The 19994-nt window shown below is 69.4% G+C and carries 19 protein-coding genes and 1 pseudogene; 13 read left to right on the top strand and 7 right to left on the bottom strand.

The features are described 5' to 3' along the window. The first annotated feature begins 38 nt into the window (after positions 1 to 38). From HUN08_RS11475 to HUN08_RS11455, 5 genes are all read left to right on the top strand, one after another. On the top strand, positions 39 to 335 hold the full coding sequence (locus HUN08_RS11475; protein WP_124247331.1) for a hypothetical protein: 297 nt from the start codon (positions 39 to 41) through the stop codon (positions 333 to 335). A 228-nt stretch (positions 336 to 563) separates the two neighbouring features. Further along, a complete protein-coding gene (locus HUN08_RS11470; protein WP_124247361.1) occupies positions 564 to 1655 on the top strand; it encodes a sulfate ABC transporter substrate-binding protein in 1092 nt (363 codons plus the stop codon). Continuing rightward, on the top strand, positions 1652 to 2506 hold the full coding sequence (gene cysT, locus HUN08_RS11465; protein ID WP_124247332.1) for a sulfate ABC transporter permease subunit CysT: 855 nt from the start codon (positions 1652 to 1654) through the stop codon (positions 2504 to 2506). The genes HUN08_RS11470 and cysT overlap by 4 nt, the downstream gene beginning before the upstream one ends. Further along, the gene (gene cysW / locus HUN08_RS11460; RefSeq protein ID WP_124247333.1) at positions 2503 to 3423 is read left to right on the top strand and encodes a sulfate ABC transporter permease subunit CysW; all 921 of its coding nucleotides are present in this window, start codon (positions 2503 to 2505) and stop codon (positions 3421 to 3423) included. Before cysT ends, cysW begins: the two co-directional genes overlap by 4 nt. Position 3424: 1 nt before the next feature. Next, complete coding sequence (locus HUN08_RS11455; RefSeq protein ID WP_124247334.1) at positions 3425 to 4417, top strand: sulfate/molybdate ABC transporter ATP-binding protein; 993 nt, start codon at positions 3425 to 3427, stop codon at positions 4415 to 4417. Between the two features lie 13 nt (positions 4418 to 4430). On the opposite strand, the gene HUN08_RS11450 is transcribed toward HUN08_RS11455, so the two are convergent. Then, positions 4431 to 4799 (bottom strand): hypothetical protein, encoded by a 369-nt coding sequence (locus HUN08_RS11450; protein ID WP_124247335.1) that lies wholly within the window; start codon positions 4797 to 4799, stop codon positions 4431 to 4433. A gap of 157 nt (positions 4800 to 4956) precedes the next feature. Here HUN08_RS11450 and HUN08_RS11445 point away from each other — a divergent pair, with 157 nt between their 5' ends. Then, positions 4957 to 5931 carry an alpha/beta hydrolase gene (locus tag HUN08_RS11445; protein ID WP_124247336.1) on the top strand — a complete coding sequence of 325 codons (975 nt, stop codon included), beginning with the start codon at positions 4957 to 4959 and terminating at the stop codon, positions 5929 to 5931. 26 nt (positions 5932 to 5957) lie between these two features. Further along, positions 5958 to 7700, top strand: a complete 1743-nt coding sequence (locus tag HUN08_RS11440) for an HNH endonuclease signature motif containing protein (protein WP_301546687.1) — start codon at positions 5958 to 5960, stop codon at positions 7698 to 7700. On the opposite strand, the gene HUN08_RS11435 is transcribed toward HUN08_RS11440, so the two are convergent. From HUN08_RS11435 to HUN08_RS11415, 5 genes are read right to left on the bottom strand one after another with little or no spacing between them, the layout of a single operon-like run. Beyond that, complete coding sequence (locus HUN08_RS11435) at positions 7636 to 8361, bottom strand: sirohydrochlorin chelatase (protein ID WP_124247667.1); 726 nt, start codon at positions 8359 to 8361, stop codon at positions 7636 to 7638. The genes HUN08_RS11440 and HUN08_RS11435 overlap by 65 nt on opposite strands. Beyond that, positions 8358 to 9662: a sulfate adenylyltransferase subunit 1 gene (locus HUN08_RS11430; RefSeq protein ID WP_124247668.1), complete on the bottom strand. Its 1305-nt coding sequence runs from the start codon at positions 9660 to 9662 to the stop codon at positions 8358 to 8360. The genes HUN08_RS11435 and HUN08_RS11430 overlap by 4 nt, the downstream gene beginning before the upstream one ends. Further along, entirely contained in the window at positions 9662 to 10597 is a 936-nt protein-coding gene (gene cysD / locus HUN08_RS11425) for a sulfate adenylyltransferase subunit CysD (protein WP_124247669.1), read from the bottom strand. The genes HUN08_RS11430 and cysD overlap by 1 nt, the downstream gene beginning before the upstream one ends. Next, positions 10594 to 11322: a phosphoadenylyl-sulfate reductase gene (locus HUN08_RS11420; protein WP_124247670.1), complete on the bottom strand. Its 729-nt coding sequence runs from the start codon at positions 11320 to 11322 to the stop codon at positions 10594 to 10596. Before HUN08_RS11420 ends, cysD begins: the two co-directional genes overlap by 4 nt. Positions 11323 to 11333: 11 nt before the next feature. Next, a complete protein-coding gene (locus HUN08_RS11415) occupies positions 11334 to 13094 on the bottom strand; it encodes a nitrite/sulfite reductase (RefSeq protein ID WP_124247671.1) in 1761 nt (586 codons plus the stop codon). Between the two features lie 329 nt (positions 13095 to 13423). Between HUN08_RS11415 and hemW the strand changes: the two genes are divergently transcribed. Both hemW and HUN08_RS11405 read left to right on the top strand, forming a co-directional pair. After that, entirely contained in the window at positions 13424 to 14647 is a 1224-nt protein-coding gene (gene hemW, locus HUN08_RS11410; protein WP_124247672.1) for a radical SAM family heme chaperone HemW, read from the top strand. A gap of 41 nt (positions 14648 to 14688) precedes the next feature. Continuing rightward, entirely contained in the window at positions 14689 to 15678 is a 990-nt protein-coding gene (locus tag HUN08_RS11405; RefSeq protein ID WP_124247673.1) for an alpha/beta hydrolase, read from the top strand. A gap of 41 nt (positions 15679 to 15719) precedes the next feature. Here HUN08_RS11405 and HUN08_RS11400 read toward each other — a convergent pair. Further along, positions 15720 to 16067: pseudogene (locus HUN08_RS11400) on the bottom strand (type II toxin-antitoxin system VapB family antitoxin); the annotation flags it as partial. Positions 16068 to 16176: 109 nt separating this feature from the next. Here HUN08_RS11400 and hrcA point away from each other — a divergent pair. Genes hrcA through HUN08_RS11380 form a run of 4 tightly spaced genes read left to right on the top strand, consistent with a single transcriptional unit; the run spans position 16177 to position 19953 of the window. Further along, positions 16177 to 17211 (top strand): heat-inducible transcriptional repressor HrcA, encoded by a 1035-nt coding sequence (hrcA, locus tag HUN08_RS11395; protein WP_124247675.1) that lies wholly within the window; start codon positions 16177 to 16179, stop codon positions 17209 to 17211. Between the two features lie 55 nt (positions 17212 to 17266). Continuing rightward, positions 17267 to 18415, top strand: coding sequence for a molecular chaperone DnaJ (dnaJ, locus tag HUN08_RS11390; protein ID WP_124247676.1), 1149 nt, complete (start codon positions 17267 to 17269; stop codon positions 18413 to 18415). Between the two features lie 12 nt (positions 18416 to 18427). Continuing rightward, positions 18428 to 19195 carry a 16S rRNA (uracil(1498)-N(3))-methyltransferase gene (locus tag HUN08_RS11385; RefSeq protein ID WP_124247677.1) on the top strand — a complete coding sequence of 256 codons (768 nt, stop codon included), beginning with the start codon at positions 18428 to 18430 and terminating at the stop codon, positions 19193 to 19195. Next, entirely contained in the window at positions 19192 to 19953 is a 762-nt protein-coding gene (locus HUN08_RS11380; RefSeq protein WP_124247789.1) for a S9 family peptidase, read from the top strand. Before HUN08_RS11385 ends, HUN08_RS11380 begins: the two co-directional genes overlap by 4 nt. Positions 19954 to 19994 lie beyond the last annotated feature (41 nt).

Below are 19994 nucleotides of genomic sequence, written 5' to 3'. Positions count from 1 at the left end.
CGCCTTTCGCTCACACTGATTCGTAAGAAGGGGGAGCGGTGTCCGGGTTTCTCGCGTGGTGGGACGGCGTCGAGGCATGGCTCATCCGGCTGCCCTTCGTACCGCAACTCGTCGTGGTCCTGCTCGTCGTCGTGCCGTTCGCCGTGATGGCCGCGATGGTTCTCTCGGCGGTCGTGGAGGTGGTGACCGGGCTGGCCGCGCGCGTCGCCGAAGCCGTGTCCATCCGATGGGAGGCGCAGGTCAGCAGCAGAATCGGCCACCGCGGACCCACCGCATCGCGGGCGCCGGAAGTCGAGTCGCCGCCCACCGAACCGAAAGTCGAGACATCTCAGTGAAACGCTCCCCGGTCACTTGGGCCCTGCTGGGTCTGCTGGTCCTCGTCGTGGTCGCCTGGCTGATCATCCGCTAGCACACGCGGGCCCGGGTCGCATTCCGCCGAGCGGGTCCCGTTTCGCGCGGTTCTGGGCGTGTCGGAGACCTGGTTAGGTTGTGCCGGTCAGCAGGAGCGACGAGACATGGAGGAGGCCCCGGTGATGACGAAGGCCCTCGGGCACCGACGACGCATGGCGCGCGCCGCGACCACGGTGGTGCTCGCCGCGAGCGTGGTCGTCAGCGCTGCCGCATGCGGCGGCGGGTCCACCGACGTGCCGGGCGGCGCGGACATCTCGTCGGGGAACCGGCACCTGAACCTGGTCGCCTACGCGACGCCCAAGCCCGGCTTCGACCTCGTCATCCCCGCCTTCCGGAAGACCGAGGCCGGTCACGGCGTCGGTTTCTCGCAGAGCTACGGCGCGTCCGGCGATCAGTCCCGCAAGGTGGCCCGTCGGGTGCCCGCCGACGTCGTCAACTTCTCCGTCGAACCCGACATCACCCGCTTGGTCAAAGAGGGAGTCGTCGACGAGGACTGGAAGAAGCAGGCGCCCAACAACAGCACCCCGTTCGGCTCGGTGGTGGCGCTCGTCGTCCGCAAGGGCAACCCGAAGGGCATCCACGACTGGGACGACCTGCTCAAGCCCGGCGTCCAGGTGATCACCCCGAATCCCGGCAGCTCGGGTTCGGCGAAGTGGAACCTGCTGGCGCCCTACTCGGCGAAGAGCGACGGCGGGCGCAATCCGCAGGCCGGACTCGACTACATCTCCAGGCTGGTCCGCGACCACGTGAAGGTGCAGCCGAAGTCGGGCCGCGAGGCGACGACGGCCTTCGAGCAGGGGCAGGGCGATGTCCTGATCAGCTACGAGAACGAGGCCATCATGCTCAGCCGGGCCGACGGCAAGGACCACGGGTCCCAGGTCGACTACCTGATCCCGCCGCAGACCTTCAAGATCGAGAACCCCGTCGCGGTGGTGAACACGAGCACCGACAAGGCGGCGGCCAAGGCATTCGTGGATTTCCTGTTCACCGACCAGGGCCAACGGCTGTGGGCGCAGGCCGGGTTCCGGCCCGTCGTCGAACCGGTCGTGTCGGAAACCGCCGACCAGTTCCCCGGCCGCATCGACCGGCTGTGGACCATCGCAGAACTGGGGAAGGTCTTGGGCAAGGGCACCGCCGAGGAGAACGACGGCAAAGACCTCACCGGGTGGAAGGCCGTCGACTCGGCACTGTTCGGGTCGAAGGGCGCCATCACCGAGATCTACAACACCGGAGGACGGAAATGACTACGGGCACGGTGCCGAATTCCACGGCCCCCGGCGGCTTCCTGGGCCGTGCGCGGACGTTCAACGGGGTGTCGCCGGCCGGGATCGGCGTCGCCTGGCTCTGGCTGAGCATCATCGTGCTGCTGCCGCTGGCCGCGATCGCGGTGCAGTCCTTCGGCGGCGGGTGGAGCGGATTCTGGGGGGCGATCACCGATGGGAACGCCCTCGACGCCCTCGGCATCACCGTGGGGGTCTCGGTCGTCGTCGCCCTGATCAACGTGGCATTCGGCACGCTGATCGCCTGGGTGCTGGTCCGCGACGACTTCCCCGGTAAGGGCCTGGTCAACGCGATCATCGACCTGCCCTTCGCGCTCCCGACGATCGTCGCGAGCCTCGTGCTGCTCTCGCTGTACGGGCCGAACTCGCCGATCGACATCCACCTGAACGCGACGAGGCCCGCCCTGGTCATCGCGTTGACCTTCGTTACTCTCCCGTTCGTCGTCCGCCAGGTCCAGCCGGTGCTGCTGGAACTCGACACCGACGTCGAGGAGGCGGCCGCCGTGCTCGGCGCCAGCAACCGGGTGACCTTCACCAAGATCGTGCTGCCCGCGCTGCTGCCCGCCATCCTGACCGGCGCCGGCCTGGCGTTCACCAGGGCGATCGGCGAGTTCGGGTCGGTCGTCCTCATCGGCGGCAACATCCCGGGCGAAACCCAGGTGGCCTCGCAGTACATCCAGCAGCAGATCGAGATCGACGAGCCGGTCAACGCCGCCGCCGTCTCGGTGGTGCTCCTACTCACCGCCTTCGTGGTGCTCTTCGCACTGCGGATCGTGGGTCGGCGCCAGTCGGTGCGAGAGGACGATGACCGATGAAAGTCTCACCCCTGACCCGGTACGGGCTGCGCACCGTCGCGTTGCTGTACCTGTTCGTGCTGCTCGTCGTGCCGGTCGGGCTGATCTTCTGGCGCTCGTTCGAACACGGCCTCGGCCAGTTCTGGGACTGGATCACCACGCCCGCCGCGATCTCCGCGCTGCAACTGAGCCTGCTGATCGTCGTGGTCGTCGTCCCGCTCAACGTCGTCTTCGGCATCGCGACCGCCCTGGCGCTGTCCCGCGGCAACTTCCCCGGAAAGGGATTGCTGCAGTCGGTCGTCGACCTGCCCTTCGCGGTGTCGCCGGTCGTCGCCGGTGTGGCGCTGATCCTGCTGTGGGGGCACGGCGGCTGGTTCGGCGGCGTCGAGGGCCTCGGATTCCGGGTGATCTTCGGATTCCCCGGGCTGGTGTTGGCGACGCTGTTCGTGACGCTGCCCTTCGTGGTCCGCGAGGTGGAGCCGGTGCTGCGCGAGATCGGCACCGAACAGGAACAGGCCGCGGCCACCCTGGGTGCCAACGGGTGGCAGACCTTCTGGCGGATCACCCTGCCCGCGATCCGATGGGGACTGACCTACGGCGTCGTGCTGACGATCGCCCGAGCGCTGGGTGAATACGGCGCGGTGACCATGGTCTCGTCGAACTATCCGGGTATCTCGCAGACGCTGACCCTGTTGGTCCACTCGCGCTACACCGACGACTACAACGAATACGGCGCCTACGCCGCGGCAACCCTGCTCATGCTGGTCGCGGTCCTGGTACTGGTGGCGATGACCTTCGTCGAGCGGCGGGTCCGCAACCGGTACGCGCAGGCCAGCGGCTCCACCGCGTCCACCGATGCCGAACCCCTCGTCGCCGAGGTCCCCGACGGGCCGCAGGCGTTGCAACCCACACTTCTCGCGCACAAGGAAGGCGTGTGACATGTCCATCTCGGTTATCGGCGCAAACAAGCGCTACGGCGACTTCGCCGCCCTCGACAACGTGTCGATCGACATCCCGGAGGGCTCGCTGACCTCGCTCCTCGGGCCGTCGGGATCGGGCAAGTCGACCTTGCTGCGGGCGATCGCCGGCCTCGACAGCCTCGACTCGGGGACCGTGGTCATCAACGGCACCGACGTGTCGAGCGTGTCGCCGCAGAAGCGCGACATCGGATTCGTCTTCCAGCACTATGCGGCCTTCAAGCACCTCAACGTGCGCGACAACATCGCCTTCGGGTTGAAGATCCGCAAGCGGTCCAAGGCCGACATCGACAAGAAGGTCGACGAGCTGCTCGACATCGTCGGGCTGACCGTCTTCCAGAAGCGGTTCCCCGCGCAGCTCTCCGGTGGCCAGCGCCAGCGCATGGCGTTGGCCCGTGCGCTCGCAGTCGACCCGCAGGTGCTGCTCTTGGACGAGCCGTTCGGCGCGCTCGACGCCAAGGTTCGCGACGACCTGCGCAAATGGTTGCGGCGCCTCCACGACGAGGTACACGTGACGACGGTGCTGGTGACCCACGACCAGGCCGAGGCGCTGGACGTCTCCGACCGGATCGCCGTGCTCAACCAGGGGCGAATCGAGCAGGTGGGCTCACCCGACGACCTCTACGACCGCCCGGTCAACCCGTTCGTCGCGTCCTTCCTAGGCTCGACGGTGCGCGTCAACGGCGAGCTGGTGCGCCCGCACGACATCCGCATCGGCCGCAACCCGGAGATCGCGCTGCCCGGCGGCGACGCCGCCCTGGATACCGGCGTGGTGAAGGCGACGGTGAAGCGGGTGGTGAACCTCGGCTTCGAGACCCGCGTCGAGTTGCTCTCGTCGGCCACCGGCGACGAGTTCGCCGCACAGATCACCCGCGGCGACCAGAACGCGCTGCACCTGCAGCCGGGCGAAACCGTCTACGCCCGCGCGACGAAGGTCGCCGCGTTCGAGGGCTGACGCCCTCGGCGGGTCAGCCCTTGTAGCACTTCCAGGAGTCCCACGCCCAGTGGGCCTTGGTGACCTGCGCGTAGGCGTCGCGGCCGTAGTAGTGCCGGCACACCGCGTTCATGTCGATCGGCTTGGTGATGAGCGGAGGCCACCGGCATTTCCACGAGTACGGATCGGCGGGGTTGGACGGCGAGGCGCTGATGTTCCACGTGCTCGCGACGTTCGTGATGACGAACTTCTTGCAGTAGGGCGCGAGGTGGCCGAACTGGGACAGGCCGCCGACCTCGTGTTTCTTCGCCTGGGCGACTCCGCCGCCGACGGTTGCGCCCAGGCCGAGGGTCAAGGCCACGGCGGCTACGGCCGCCGGGATCCGCGCTGCGGGTCGTCGCATGTGGTGCTGCCTTCCGATATGTCCGAATGAATTCGAATGAGACTAGCGCGAGGTTCGGGAACCGGCTCGTCGTTCACGCCGAATCGGCTCCGCCGGTGGAGTAGGACTGGATGGGTAGCACCGTCATGTGCAAGCCGTGTCGTCGAAACGAGGATCCATGCCACCCGATGCCCCCACCGCCGCATGGTTGGCCGAGCAACGGGCCTCCGGCGCCAAGGAGATGCACGAGATGACGCCGGTGGCGGCTCGGGCCGCATTCGAGGAGACGTGCTCGCGCTACGGCCTGGCGCCGGTCGAGGTCGCCTCGGTCGAGGATCGGAGCGTCGCCGGGCCCGCCGGCGACATCCCGGTGCGTGTCTACACCCCGGCGATCGACGGAGGTGAGGGAGATGCGGCGGGTCGGGGACCGTTGCCCGTCCTGGTGTATTCGCCGGGTGGCGGGTTCATCGTGGGATCGCCTGATTCGGTTCACGGTCTCGCGACGGTGCTGGCACGCGATGTGGGCGCCGTCGTCGTATCCGTCGACTACCGCAAGGGCCCGGAGGCGCCCTTCCCGGCCGCCTTCGACGACGTGCTGGCCGTGGTGCGCTGGGTGGGCGAGCATGCCGACGAGATCGGTGGCGATCCGACGCGGATCGCGGTCGCCGGCGACAGTGCCGGTGGGAACCTGTCCGCCGTCGCGGCGATCGACGCCCGCGACCGCGGATTCCCGGGATTGGTGGCGCAGGTCCTCATCTATCCGGCCACCGACATCACCCGCAAATATCCGTCCGTCGACGAGAACGGTGACGGCAGGTTCCTGACCAAGAAGCTGCTGCGCTGGTTCGGCGAGAACTTCACCGCCGACCCGTCCGATTGGCGGGCGTCACCGATCCTCGTCGAGGACCTGTCCGGAGTCGCACCCGCTTTCGTCGTCACCGCGGAATGCGATCCGATGCGCGATCAGGGCGAGGCCTACGCCCGCCGCCTCGCCGATGCCGGGGTACCGGTGCGCGCGCAGCGGTACGAGGGCCAGATCCACGGCTTCGTCGCCAACCTGGCCGGCGTGCTGCCCGGCGGGCGGCGGGCCGTCGCCGATATCACCGACTACCTGCGCGGCGCTTTGCACGTCGAGAGTGGGCAGACGCGCTGAGTGGGACGAGGGTTGCTCTCGAACATGTGTTGCAATACGCACACCGTATTGGTATGGTGAACATGTATTCGAAGGGTGATCGGAGGGGGGGTCTGATGGTCGAGGTTGACGCAGCCGGGCCGGGCATCGCCGGGCGGTTGCCCGATTCCCCGCTCGAGTTGGCGGAGCTGATCGATGTTGCGGTGGCGAAGCTCGCCGGGTCGTCGTTGGGCGTGCTGTCCGATCGGCAGGTGATTGCCTGTGTGGAGACTGTGGAGACGGCGTGGCGTCGCGCTGCCGGAGTGAATGCGGCGCTTTATGTGGAGATTGCCGGCCGGGCGGCGTACACCTTGGTGGGTCACCGGTCGGTGAAGACCTTCTATGCCCAGTATTTGCGGTTGGGAACCGTGGAGGCGAAGCGACGACGGGAGGTGGCCGAGGCGATCGGGCCGTTGAGCGCGGTGACCGGGGAAGCGTTGCCGCCCAAGCGTGGGTCGGTCGCGCAGGCCGTCGGTGCGGGCGCGGTTTCGGCTGATCATGTTTGCGAGATCGAGACGGTGCTGGGGCGGGTTCCGTGCGCGACGTCGTCAGAAGAGGTGGATACCGCGGTCGAGATCTTGGTGGGGGCGGCACGCGAGGTCGCCCCGTCGGATTTGCGGCCGCTGGGGCAACGATTGTTGGCGCATCTGGATCCGGATGGAAAGCTGACCGACGACCGGGATCGCCGGCGGATGCGGGGAATCGTCATCGGCCGGCAGGATAAGCGGCTGATGAGCAAGATCTCCGGGTATCTCACGCCGTCGTTGCGTGCGAAGCTCGAGGTCGTGCTGGACAACTGGGCCAAGCCCGGGATGAACAACCCGGCCGACCCGGATTCGCTTCGCGGTTCGTTCTCCGAGTTGGGTGAGGCGGACCGGGAGGCGTGGGCCGATGCCCAGTGCCGTGACGGGCGGTCGGCGGCCCAGCGTCAGCACGATGGGTTGGAACACGGTCTCGACTGGATCCTGGGTCATCAAGCCTTGGGGCGCCCCACCCGGATCCCGGCGCAACTGGTGATCACCGTCGAGGAAGGGGATCTGGCCCGGCGGGCCGGGGTCGCGACGACGGCGACGGGATCGATGATTCCGGTGGGTGATCTGATCGCGGTGGCCGCCGATGCGGTGCCGTGGCTTTGCGTGTTCACGTCCTGCACGCGTGAAGTCCTGGCCTTCGGCCGCGGTAAGCGCCTGGCCACCATGGCGCAGCGCCTGGCCCTGTTCGGCGCCTATCTGGGATGCACCCGGCCCGGCTGCACGCGGCCGTTCTCCCATACCGAGGCCCATCACGGCCTGCTCGACTTCGCCAAGGGCGGTGAGACCAACCTCGACGAACTCGTCCCCGCCTGCGGACCGGACAACCGCAACGTCGGCGACCGTCCCGGACAATGGGAAACCGGACCCATCACCAGCGGCCCCGACACCGGCCGGATCGGTTGGCGGCTCGCGGGCAGCGGCACCGCATACCGTGTCAACCGGGTCCACGACCCCGGTCCTATCTTCGCGAGACCGCCACCCCTGACCTACCGGGCAACGAAACCCGTATCACCCTGCTGCGCGTCAGACCCGACCGCGACCCACGCTCATCACGAAGTCCCAGCGACAGGTCGTCACCGTCGCGTGTGGAACGCGTACTCAAGCATGTCCTCGAAGCGGCGTAGGTCTTGGTCGCGGGTACCGCCGGAGATCGTTACCCGGATCGGGCCAAGATGGACGGCGGGAGGGGCTGCGCCGCCAAGTCGACGATCGCGCTGATGACCGCGGGGTGATCGGCCAGCGGCTGTGCGACGAGAGCGTCGGGCAGCAACCGCTCGACGCGCTCGGTGAGCAGCCCGGGGGACAGGAAGTAGGGCAGCCCGACGACACGGCGCGCACCGGCACGGCGCAGGCGGGTCAGCGCGGCATCGAGTTCGACCGCGTCCTCCCCGAGCTTCGTCGCGAACACGACCTCGACCGGGACACCGGCGAGATCGGCCAATTCGGCACCCCGACGGCGGGCGGCGTCGTCGGAACGCTCATCCGACGACCCGACCGCGTACATCAACACTCCGGCCTCGGCGCCGGCTCCGGCCTCGCGCAGCCGGTCGGCCAGCGCGTCGACGAGACCGGCGGAACCGAGGACGGGCGTCTGCGCGACGGTCAGCGCCGGGTGCCGGCGCCGTGCCGCGTCGAGGAGCACCGGCAGGTCGAAGCGGCTGTGGTAGCCGTCGCCGAGGAGCAGCGGCACGACGGTGACCGGCTCGACGTCGACGGCGAGATCGTCGAGGACGTCACCGACCAGCGGCGCGTTCAGGTCCAGATAGGCCAACTCCACCCGGACGTCCGGGCGTCCCCGGCGCACCGCGTCGCGGATGCCCGTCACCGTGGCGGCGAACCGGGGATCCCGGCTGCCGTGCGCGACGAGCAAGACACTCATGCCGGGACCGGCGCCAGATGCAGCTGCTCGAGGGCGTCGCCGACCAGTCCGGCGGCCAACGTGTTGCCGCCGGCGGGATCGATCAGCAGGAAGCTGCCCGACTCGCGGCTGTGGCTGTAATCGTCGGCGACGATCGGCTCGGCCGTCTGCACCGAGATCCGCCCGATCTGGTTCAGTTCCAACAACTCCGGCGAATCCCGCAGCGTCAGCTCCTGCTCGTCGAAACCGACGTCGAGCGAACCGATGATCGCCTGCGTGGTGCGGGTGCCGTGCTTGAGGAGCAGGCGGGCGCCCGGGCGCAGCGGCTTGTCGCCGAGCCAGCAGACCGTCGCGACGAACTGCTGGATCGGTTCGGGCGCACCGTCGACCGCGGCGATGACGTCACCCCTCGAGACGTCGACGTCGTCGGCGAGCAACAGCGTGACGCTGTGCCCGGCATGGGCGGCGGCCAACTGTCCGTCGGCGGTGTCGATCGCCTCGACGGTGGTGCGGGTGCCCGACGGAAGGATGACGACCTCGTCACCCGCCGTGACGGTGCCGGCGGCGATCTGTCCCGCGTAACCCCGGTAGTCGGGGAACTCCGCGGTCCGCGGCCGGATCACGTACTGCACCGGGAAGCGCAGGCCGACGGGGTCGCCGGCGCGCTCGTGCACATTGGGGACGGTCTCCAGGTGCTCGATGAGCGTGGGGCCGTCGTAGTAGGGCGTCTTGTCCGACCGGCTGGCGACGTTGTCGCCGTGCAGCGCGGACACCGGGATCGCGAGCACCTGCTCGTCGCTCCACCCGAGGGAACGGGTCAGCTCGGCGAAATCAGCCGTGATGGTGGCGAACTGCTCGGCCGGGTTGTCCACGAGGTCGATCTTGTTGACCGCGAGCACCAGCTGCGGCACGCCCAACAGTGCCATGACCGCGGCGTGGCGGCGGGTCTGGGCGACAACGCCGTTGCGGGCGTCGACCAGCAGGATGACCAGCTGCGCGGTCGAGGCGCCGGACACGGTGTTGCGGGTGTACTGCACGTGACCGGGGGTGTCGGCGAGGACGAAGGAGCGTTCACCGGTGGCGAAGTAGCGGTAGGCGACATCGATCGTGATGCCCTGCTCGCGCTCGGCGCGCAGGCCGTCGACGAGCAGCGACAGGTCCGGGCCGTCGAGGCCGCGGGCCTCCGACGCGCGGTGCACGGCGTCGATCTGGTCGGCGAGCACCGACTTCGTGTCGTAGAGCAGGCGGCCGACGAGGGTGGACTTGCCGTCGTCGACGCTGCCGGCCGTCGCGATGCGCAGGAGGTCGGGGGAGTGTTTCATCAGAAGTATCCTTCGCGCTTGCGGTCTTCCATGGCGGCCTCGGACACGCGGTCGTCGCCGCGGGTGGCACCGCGCTCGGTGAGTCGGGAGGTGGCCACCTCGGCCAGGACCGCCTCGTTGTCGGCGGCGTCGGACAGGACGGCACCGGTGGTGGAGCCGTCGCCGACGGTGCGGTAGCGCACCGAGCGGGTCTCGACGACCTCGCCCTCGCGCGGTCCGCCCCATGAGCCGGAGGTCATCCACATGCCGTCGCGCTGGAACACCTCGCGCTCGTGCGCGTAGTACAGCGGGGCCAGCAGCACCTGCTCGCGGGCGATGTAGCGCCACACGTCGAGCTCGGTCCAGTTGCTCAGCGGGAAGACCCGGACGTGCTCGCCGGGGGCGTGGCGCCCGTTGTAGAGGTTCCACAACTCGGGGCGCTGGCGCTTCGGGTCCCATTGACCGAAGGCGTTGCGCAGCGAGAAGACGCGCTCCTTCGCGCGGGCCCGCTCCTCGTCGCGCCGGGCGCCGCCGAACACCGCGTCGAAACGGTTCTCGGTGATGGCGTCGAGCAGCGGGATCGTCTGCAGCGGGTTGCGGATGCCGTCCGGGCGCTCGGTGAGCCGGCCGTCGGCCAGATACTCCTCGACGCTCGCGACGTGCAGCCGCAGGTTGTGCCGCTCGACGATCTCGTCGCGGAACGCGATGATCTCGGGCAGGTTGTGCCCGGTGTCGACGTGCAGCAGCGAGAACGGCAGCGGCGCGGGCCAGAAGGCCTTGAGCGCCAGGTGCAGCAGTAGCGTCGAATCCTTGCCGCCGGAGAAGAGGATCACCGGCCGCTCGAACTCGCCGGCCACCTCGCGGAAGATGTGGATCGACTCGGACTCCAGTGCGTCGAGGGTGTCGAACTCGTCCTCGGTGCGCAGGATCGGTGTGGTCTGGGTATCGATGCTCATGAGACGTGCAACCCGCATTCTGTCTTGGCGCGCCCGGCCCAACGGCCACTGCGCGGATCGGCTCCGATGGCTGGCTTGGCGGTGCACGGCGCGCACCCGATCGAGGGATAGCCCTCGTCGACCAGTGGATTCACCAGGACCCCGTGGTCCTCGATGTACTTCTGGAACTCCTCGTCGGTCCATGCGGCGAGCGGGTTGATCTTCACCAGCCCGAATCCCTCGTCGAAGGAGATCAGCGGCGCGTTGGCGCGGGTGGGCGCCTCGACGCGGCGGATACCGGTGACCCAGGCGGAGTACCCGGCGAGCGACGTGCGCAGCGGCACGACTTTGCGCAACCGGCAGCACTCGCCGGGGTCGCGGGAGAAGAGATCCTTGCCGAGCAACTCGTCCTGCTGCTCGACGGTGTTCTCCGGCGTCGCGTTGATCAGCTCGAGGTCGTAGACCTGGGTGACGGCGTCGCGGGTCCCGATCGTCTCCGGGAAGTGGTACCCGGTGTCCAGGAAGAGCACCTTGAGCTTCTCGTGGTCGATCAACGCCTTGTCGATGGCCTTGTCGGCGACGTCGATGAGCACCGCGTCCTGCATGTTCGCAGCGATCACGAAGTCGGTGCCGAAGGTCTCGGCGGTCCAGCGCAGCAATTGCTCCGCGGTCGCGTCGGGGCCCAGGTCGGCGGCGCCGCGCGCGGCGATGTCGCGCAGGTGATCGGTGTCGATGGTGGTTGTCATCGTCGCCCCTCCTACTGCAGTTCCGCGTCGTCGGCGCGCGCCGCCCACTCGGCGAAGCGCTCGCCCTCGTGACGGCCGTCGATGAAGTTGCGGACGAGGCGCTCGATGTAGGCGGTCGCGTCGTCGGCGTAGATCTTGTGCTGGCGCAGCTTGCGGCCGAACCCGATGTCCAGGCCCAGCGAGCCGCCCAGGTGGACCTGGAACCCCTCGATGGGATGGCCGTCGCCGTCGTCGATCAACTGGCCCTTGAGGCCGATGTCGGCGACCTGCACGCGCGCGCAGGAGTTGGGGCAGCCGTTGAAGTTGATGGTGATCGGTACGTCGAGCTGCTCGTTCAGCTCGGCCAGGCGCTTCTCCATCTCCGGGACCAGGGCCTGGCTGCGGCTGCGCGTCTCGGTGAAGGAGAGCTTGCAGAACTCCAGGCCGGTGCAGGCGATGAGGTTGCGACGCCAATTGGAGGGGCGCGACGTGAGGCCGACGGCCTCCAGCTCGGCTTCCAGGCCGGCGACCTTGTCCTTGGGGACGTCGACGATGACCAGCTTCTGGTACGGGGTGAAGCGCACCGAATCCGATCCGGCCCGCTCCGCGGCGTCGGCGATCGCGTCGAGCACGGTGTCCGAGAGCCGCCCGGAGACCGCGGAGAACCCGACCGCGTACAGGCCGTTCTTCTGCTCGGTCACGCCGACGTGGTCGATCGGGTGGACCGGCGGGGTCGGGGCCGGGCCGTCGACGAGCTTGCGCTTGAGGTACTCCTCCTCCAGGACCTCGCGGAACTTCTCCGGCCCCCAATCCTTGAGGAGGAACTTCAGGCGGGCCTTGGAGCGCAGGCGGCGGTAACCGTAGTCGCGGAAGATGGCGACCACGCCCTCCCACACGTCGGGCACCTCGTCGAGCGGGATCCACGCGCCCAGGCGCTGCGCCAGCATCGGGTTGGTGGAGAGGCCGCCGCCGACCCAGAGGTCGAAGCCGGGGCCGTGCTCGGGGTGCTCGACGCCGACGAAGGACACGTCGTTGATCTCGTGGACGACGTCCTGCAGGCCGGAGATCGCGGTCTTGAACTTCCGGGGGAGGTTCGAGTACTCCGGGTTGCCGATGTAGCGGCGCTTGATCTCGGCCAGCGCGGGAGAGCCGTCGATGACCTCGTCGACCGACAGTCCGGCGAGCGGCGAACCGAGCATGCCGCGCGGGCAGTCGCCGCAGGCCTCGGTAGTCTGCATGCCCACCTCTTCGAGGCGGCGCCAGATCTCCGGGACGTTCTCGATCTCGATCCAGTGGTACTGCAGGTTCTGGCGGTCGGTGACGTCGGCGGTGCCGCGGGCGAAATCGCGGGAGATGCCGGCGAGCGTGCGTACCTGGGCCAGGTTCAGCTGACCGCCGTCGGTGCGGACCCGCATCATGAAGTACGGGGCCTCGAGGTAGTCGATGTTGTCGTCGTGGGTGTGCGTGCCGTCGTAACCCTGGGCGCGCTGCGTGTACAGGCCCATCCAGCGGAAGCGGCCGCGCAGATCGGCCTTGTCGATCCCGTCGAAGCCGACGTGGGAGTAGATGTTCTCGATGCGGCCGCGGACGTTGAGCGGGTTGTCGTCCTTCTTGGACTGCTCGTTGGGGTTCAGCGGCTCGCGGTAGCCGAGGGCCCACTGTCCCTCGGAACGGCGCTTGGTGGGCCGGGCGCGGCGCGCGGGCTTGTCGCCCGCGGCGCGTGCCGGCCGCTCGCGCGGAGCTGGAGGCTTGCCGACGTTGTCGTCGACGGACTCCGGGGTGGTGAGCGTCATTGGTTCTCCTCGCGCCGCGCAGCAGCGCACGGCGTCATGGGGGCTGTCATGAGAGAAACGCGGATTCGGCATCCGGAACGCGGCGCGCATCGTCGCGCGGCCGCAGGGGGACTACTCGCTGGCCGAAACCGGCTAGCGCATACAGGACGCGCTGTCGCAGCGCATGAGGTCGATGTGGCGCCGCTGGATCAGGCGCAGTCCTCGTGTAGTCACGTTGCCCATCATGCCACGCCTACCCGCGCCCCGTCTACTTGCGGATACTTTCGATCATGGTGAGAAGAAGTGTGCTTTTCGCCACCCGAACTCCGCCCGGCGGGCACGGAAGGCGCATGCGGGATGATGGTGGGGTGAGCCCGAATGCCGTCGCCAGTGCCTGGCGGGACCTACCAGAGCCGGTCGCCGGTCGGTTGCGGTCAGCTGATCGCGGCGCCGGCCTCGGCCTGTACCTGCACGTCCCGTTCTGTGCTACGCGCTGCGGCTACTGCGACTTCAACACCTACACCGCCGGCGAGCTCGGCTCCTCGTCGTCGCCGCAGTCCTGGCTCGAGGCGGTGCGCCGCGAACTCGACGGTGCCGCCCGGCTGCTCGGCCCGCGTCCGGTCACCACGATCTTCGTCGGCGGCGGCACCCCGTCGCTGCTCGGCGGCGACGGGCTGGCCGACCTGCTCGGCGCGGTCCGGCACAGTTTCGACCTGGCGCCGGGCGCGGAGGTGACCACCGAGTCGAATCCGGAATCGACGTCGCCGGAGTTCTTCGCGACGATCCGCGACGCCGGCTACACCCGGGTGTCGCTGGGGATGCAGTCCGGGGCGGCCCACGTGCTGGCCGTCTTGGAGCGCAGCCACACGCCGGGGCGGGCGGTCGCCGCGGCGCGGGAGGCCGCCGCCGCGGGCTTCGACCACGTCAACCTCGACGTCATCTACGGCACGCCGACCGAGACCGACGCCGACCTCGACGCCACCCTCGACGCGGTTCTGCGCGCCCCCGTCGACCACGTGTCGGCCTACGCCCTCATCGTCGAGGACGGCACCGCCTTCGCGCGCAAGGTCCGGCGGGGGGAGATCGCCGCCCCGGACGACGACGTGCTCGCGGCCAGGTACGAGCGGATCGACGAGCGGCTGCGCGGGGAGGGCTTCGACTGGTACGAGGTGTCGAACTGGGCGCGCGGCACCGACGGCGCCTGTCGCCACAACGAGGCCTATTGGCGCAGCGACGACTGGTGGGGGATCGGCCCGGGCGCGCACTCCCACGTCGCGGGCGCGCGCTGGTGGAACCGCAAACATCCGGCGACATACGCGTCCTCGTTGGCCGACGAGACCTGGCCGGGAGCGGATTTCGAGGTCGTCGACGCGGTCGACGCCCACGTCGAGGAGATCATGCTGCGGTTACGGATGCGCTCGGGCCTCCCGGTCTCGGCGCTCGACGAGTCGGAACGGACCCGCGCGGATCGAATCGTCGCCGACGGGCTGCTCGTCGTCGACTCCGGCTCATACGTGCTATCCGATCGGGGCCGGCTGCTCGCCGACGGAATCGTCCGCGACATCCTGGGGTGACTCGAATTGTGCCATCGGACAGCGGCATGTTTAGTGGTCACATGACTGACGAGAATCAGCCGACGCCCGCGGTCGGGCCGTCGTACGCGAACCAGCCGAATTGGCGCGAGATCCAGGACTTCCTCCCGCAGGCCTACCGGCTCGACTCGACGAGCGAGCCCACCGAGGAATGGTGGTCGCCGTCGCCGTGGGGGCACCGAATCCATCTCGACACCTATCGCGATCCGAACGCGCCGGTGAAGGTCATCCTCTTCCACGGCGTCGGGACCAACGGGCGGCAGATGTCGACGATCCTCGGCCACCCGCTGGCGCAGCGCGGCTACGAGACCATCGCGATCGACATGCCGACCTTCGGCGTCACCGAGGTGGCCGACGGGGCGACGGTGACCTACGACGACTGGGTGGCGATCGGGTCGGCCCTCGTCGACGCGGAGCGCGCCCGCGACGACCGCCCGATCATCCTGTACGGCCTGTCCGCCGGCGGGATGGAGACCTATCACGTCGCCTCGATCAACCGCGGGGTCGCCGGGATCGTCGGCATGACCTTCCTCGACCAGCGGAACCGAAAGGTGCGCGTGGCGACGGCGGCCGATCCGGTGTTCACCGGTTTCCTCGGAGCGGGCACGTTGCGGGCCGCGGCGACGACACCGCTTCGCCGGATGCGGCTGCCGATGCGGTTGGTGAGCAAGATGCGCGCGCTCGTCAACGACCCGGCGGCCAAGAAGGCCTGCTACCGGGACAAGACCTCGGCGGGCAACAGTGCGACCATCGCCTTCCTCGACAGCTACCTGGGCTACCGGCCCGCCGTCGAACCGGCCGACTTCGACACCTGCCCGGTGCTGCTGACGCAGCCCGCCGCGGACCGGTGGACGCCGGTGGAGCTGTCCGAGCCGGTGATCTCGGCGATCCGCCGCGTCCCGGTGACCGTGACGAGGCTGGAGAACGCCGGCCACTATCCGGTGGAACAGCCCGGGCTCGACCAGCTCGTCGACGCCGTCGACGCCTTCGCCCGGCGCTGCACCGCGCGGTAGCCGCGCTAGGTGGCGCGATGGCGGGCGACCGACGGCCGGACGGCGTCGTCGGCGACCTGCTGTTCGAGCGGCGCGGCGCCGGGGGAGTGATCGATCGCGTCCAGGTCGAGCAGGCGCGCATGGATCAGCGGCCGGTTCCGCAGCGCGCTGCGAACGGCCCGGTGCAGCCCGTCTTCCAGGTAGATCTCGCCGCGCCACTTCACGACGTGGGAGAACAGGTCGCCGTAGAAGGTGGAGTCCTCGGACAGCAGCTTGTCCAGGGCGAGCACGCTGGTGACCGTGGTGAGCTGGTCGAGGCGGAATTGGCGCGGCGGGATCTTGGCCCAGGCGCGCGGCGACAGGTTGTGCTCGGGATACGGCTTGCCCTCCAGCACCGCCTTGAAAATCATTTGCCGCCCTATCCCGCCTAATATGGTTAGCACCACCATATTGCACGTCGGGCGCGTCCGCGGATGGTCGCGCGGACGCGGTGGCCGCACCGGACCGAGGGGAATCGCGATGACGTCGACCGACGAACGCCGTTTCGAGGTGCTGCGCGCGATCGTCACCGACTACGTCTCGTCGCAGGAGCCGATCGGTTCCAAAGCGCTCGTCGAGCGCCACCACCTCGGTGTTTCCAGTGCGACCGTCCGCAACGACATGGCCGTGCTGGAGGCCGAGGGATACATCGCCCAGCCGCACACCAGCTCGGGCCGGGTCCCCACCGACAAGGGCTATCGCCTGTTCGTCGACCGGATCAGTGAGATCAAGCCGCTCTCGCAGGCCGAGCGCCGCGCGATCATGTCGGTCCTCGATTCCAGCGTCGACCTCGACGACGTGCTGCGGCGCTCGGTGAAACTGCTCGCCGAGCTCACCCGCCAGGTCGCCGTCATCCAGTACCCGGTGCTCTCGTCGGCGACCGTGCGCCACCTGGAGATCGTCGCCCTCACCCCGTCACGGCTGTTGGTGGTCGTCATCACCGACAGCGGCCGGGTCGAGCAGCGCATGGTCGCGCTGAGCCGCGACATCTCCGACGACGAGGCGACGACGCTGCGCGACCTCTTCGCCGCCGCGCTGCACGGCAAACGGCTGGCCGAGGCGTCGGCGGCCGTCGCCGAGGTCGCCAACTCCGCGCCGCGCGAGGTATCCGACCTGGTCATCGCGGTTGCCGCGGTGCTGGTGGAAACCCTGGTCGAACGCGACGAGGATCGCCTCGTGCTGGGCGGCACGTCGAACCTGGCGCGCGCCGCCTCGGACTTCTCCGCCGATCTCGGGGGAATGGATTCGGTCCTCGAGGCGCTTGAAGAGCAGGTGGTGGTGCTGAAGCTCCTGACGCGGACCCAGCGCACCGACCGTGTGACGGTGCAGATCGGGCGCGAGACCCGCAGCGACAACCTGCGCGGGGCCTCGGTGGTCTCGACGGCCTACGGCGCCAGCGGCACGGTGTTCGGCGGCGTCGGTGTTCTCGGGCCGACGAGAATGGACTACCCGAGCACCATTGCATCGGTGGCCGCGGTCGCCAAGTACGTTGGAGAGGTATTGGCCGAGCGCTGAGCAGCCGGCCCGCGACGCCCGTCGGCGTCGGAATCGATAGAGGATAGAAGCAACAGTGGCACGTGACTACTACGGCATCCTGGGCGTTTCCCAGGGTGCGACCGATCAGGAGATCAAGCGCGCCTACCGCCGGTTGGCGCGCGAACTGCACCCGGACCTGAACCCCAACGAGGAGGACAGGTTCAAGGAAGTCACCACCGCCTACGAGGTATTGAGCGACCCGGAGAAGCGCCGGATCGTCGACGCGGGCGGGGATCCGCTGGCCGGTCCGGGGTCGGGCGGTTTCGCCGGTGGCGGCCTCGGCGACATCTTCGAGCAGTTCTTCGGCGGCGGAGGTTTCGGCGGAACCGGGTTCGGCGGCGGCCGCGGCCCGCGCAGTCGCGTCCAGCCAGGTGAGCCCGCGTTGGTGCATGTCACCCTCGACCTGGACGAATGCGCATCCGGGGTCAACAAGGAGATCACCGTCGACACCGCCATCCTGTGCGACGAGTGCCAGGGGGCCGGCACCAACGGCGATTCCAAACCCGTCCGCTGCGACACCTGCCACGGTGCCGGCGAGATCCAGGCCGTGCAGCGCTCGCTGCTCGGCCAGGTCATGACCGTGCGCCCCTGCCCGACCTGCGCCGGGGTCGGCGAGGTCATCGCGGACCCCTGTCACAAGTGCGGCGGCGACGGCCGCGTGCGCAGCCGACGGACCGTGACGGTGAAGATCCCGGCCGGCGTCGAGGCCGGGATGCGGGTGCGGCTGTCCGGGCAGGGCGAGGTCGGCCCCGGCGGCGGCGCGGCCGGCGACCTGTACGTGGAGATCAGGGAACGCCGCCACGAGGTCTTCGTGCGCGACAAGGACGACCTGCACGTCACCGTCAACGTGCCCTTCGCCCACGCGGCGCTCGGCGGTGCCCTCACCATCGACGGCATCCTCGACGGCGAGCAGATCGACATCACCGTGCCGGCCGGCACCCAGCCGGGCCAGATCATGACGATCCGCGGCCACGGCATGCCCCGGGTCAACAACGGCGTACGCGGCAATCTGCACGCCCACCTGGAGGTCAGCGTCCCGACCAAGCTCGACGCGCGCACCACCGAATTGCTCACCGAGTACCGCGACCACAGCGGCGAGGAGATCGAGCTGGCGTCGGCGCATTCCACCGGAACCAGCAGCGGCCTGTTCTCCCGGTTGCGCAACGCCTTCGCCGGACGCTGAGGATTCGCGACGATGAGCCCGCCGCTGTTCTGGGTCGACGAGGTACCGGCCGCCGGTGCGGAAGCGGTGCTGTCCGGCTCCGAGGGGCGCCATGCCGTCACGGTCACGCGGATCGGCGTCGGGGAGAGCGTGATCCTCGGCGACGGCGCCGGTGCGTCCGCGCTGTGCGAGGTGCTGGCCGTCAAGGGCAAGGACACGCTGCGGGCCCGCGCGCTGGAGTACCGGTTCACCGATCGGCCGCGGCCGCTGGTCACCGTCGTGCAGGCGCTGCCGAAGTCGGAGCGCTCCGAACTCGTCGTCGAACTCGCGACGGAGGCCGGTGCTGACGTGATCGTGCCGTGGCAGGCCTCGCGCAGCGTGGCCAGGTGGGTGGGTTCGAAGGCGGAGAAGGGCGTCGCCAAGTGGCGCGCCACCGCGGCGGTGGCGGCCAAGCAGAGCCGACGCGCCTGGATACCGGAGGTTCCCGACCTGGCCTCGACGACGGCGGTGCGGGCCCGCTGCGCAGCGGTGATCGACGAGGGCGGAGTCGTCGTCGCACTGCACGAGAGCGGCACCGAGGGCTTCGGCAGCATCGGGTTCCGCGACGTGCCGCACGTGCTGCTCGTCGTCGGACCCGAGGGCGGGCTCTCCGAGGAGGAGTTGACCGATCTGGCCGCGTTGGGCGCGCACACCACCGTCCTGGGGCCGCAGGTGTTGCGGACGTCGACGGCGGCGGCCGTCGCCCTGGGGGCGTTGGGCGCGCTCACCGATCGCTGGGACCCGGAGCGGAGCCGGCACTGAAACGGCACAAGCTCGCCTACGGCCCGCACGAGTCCCAGTTCGGGCACCTGTACGAGCCGGTCGATCCCGGTGACCGCATCCCGCTGGTGGTCCTCATCCACGGCGGCTTCTTCTCCACCCGGTTCACGTTGACCATCGAGACCGCCGTCGCCCGCCTGCTCGCGCAGCGGGGTGCGGTGGTGTGGAACGTCGAGTACCGCCGCGTCGAGGAGGAGGGCGGCGGATGGCCGGGGACCGGCGCCGATGCGGTGGCCGCGTTGCGCGCCCTCGACGACGTCGTCCCGGCCGCGCTGCCCGCCGACTGGGCCTCGCGGGTCGCCTTCGACGACGTCGCCGTCGTCGGGCATTCCGCCGGTGGACTGCTGGCCGTGTGGGCTCCCGCCGAGGTCGCGGGGCGGACCAAGCGGGCGAGGATCACCCGCGTCGTCGCACAGTCGGCGGTGCTGGACCTGACGCATCCGCAGACCTGCAACCGCCCGACGCCGCGCAACCTGATGGGCGGGCGGTACGTCGACATCCCCGAGCGGTACGCCCGGGCCTCGCCGGTTCACGCGCCGGTGTTCGACGCGCACGTGGTCGCCATCCACGCCGGCGACGACGCGGCGGTTCCCGTCGAATCGAGCCGGCGCTACGTCGAGGCCGCCACCGCGCGCGGGCAATCCGCGGAACTGATCGTCGTGCCGGGCGAGGGACACGACGCCTTCGTCGACCCGCGCAGCGCGTGTACGCGCCAGACGCTGCGGGTGCTGGGAATCTGAGCGCAGAGAATTTCGATAGCGGGCGCGGATACACTGGTCAC

Origin of the sequence: Gordonia sp. X0973 (assembly GCF_013348785.1) — a bacterium.
In the GTDB taxonomy this organism is placed as follows: Bacteria; Actinomycetota; Actinomycetes; order Mycobacteriales; family Mycobacteriaceae; genus Gordonia.
The sequence above is the reverse complement of the archived record's forward strand: the minus strand, read 5'-3'. Positions and strand labels throughout refer to the sequence as shown.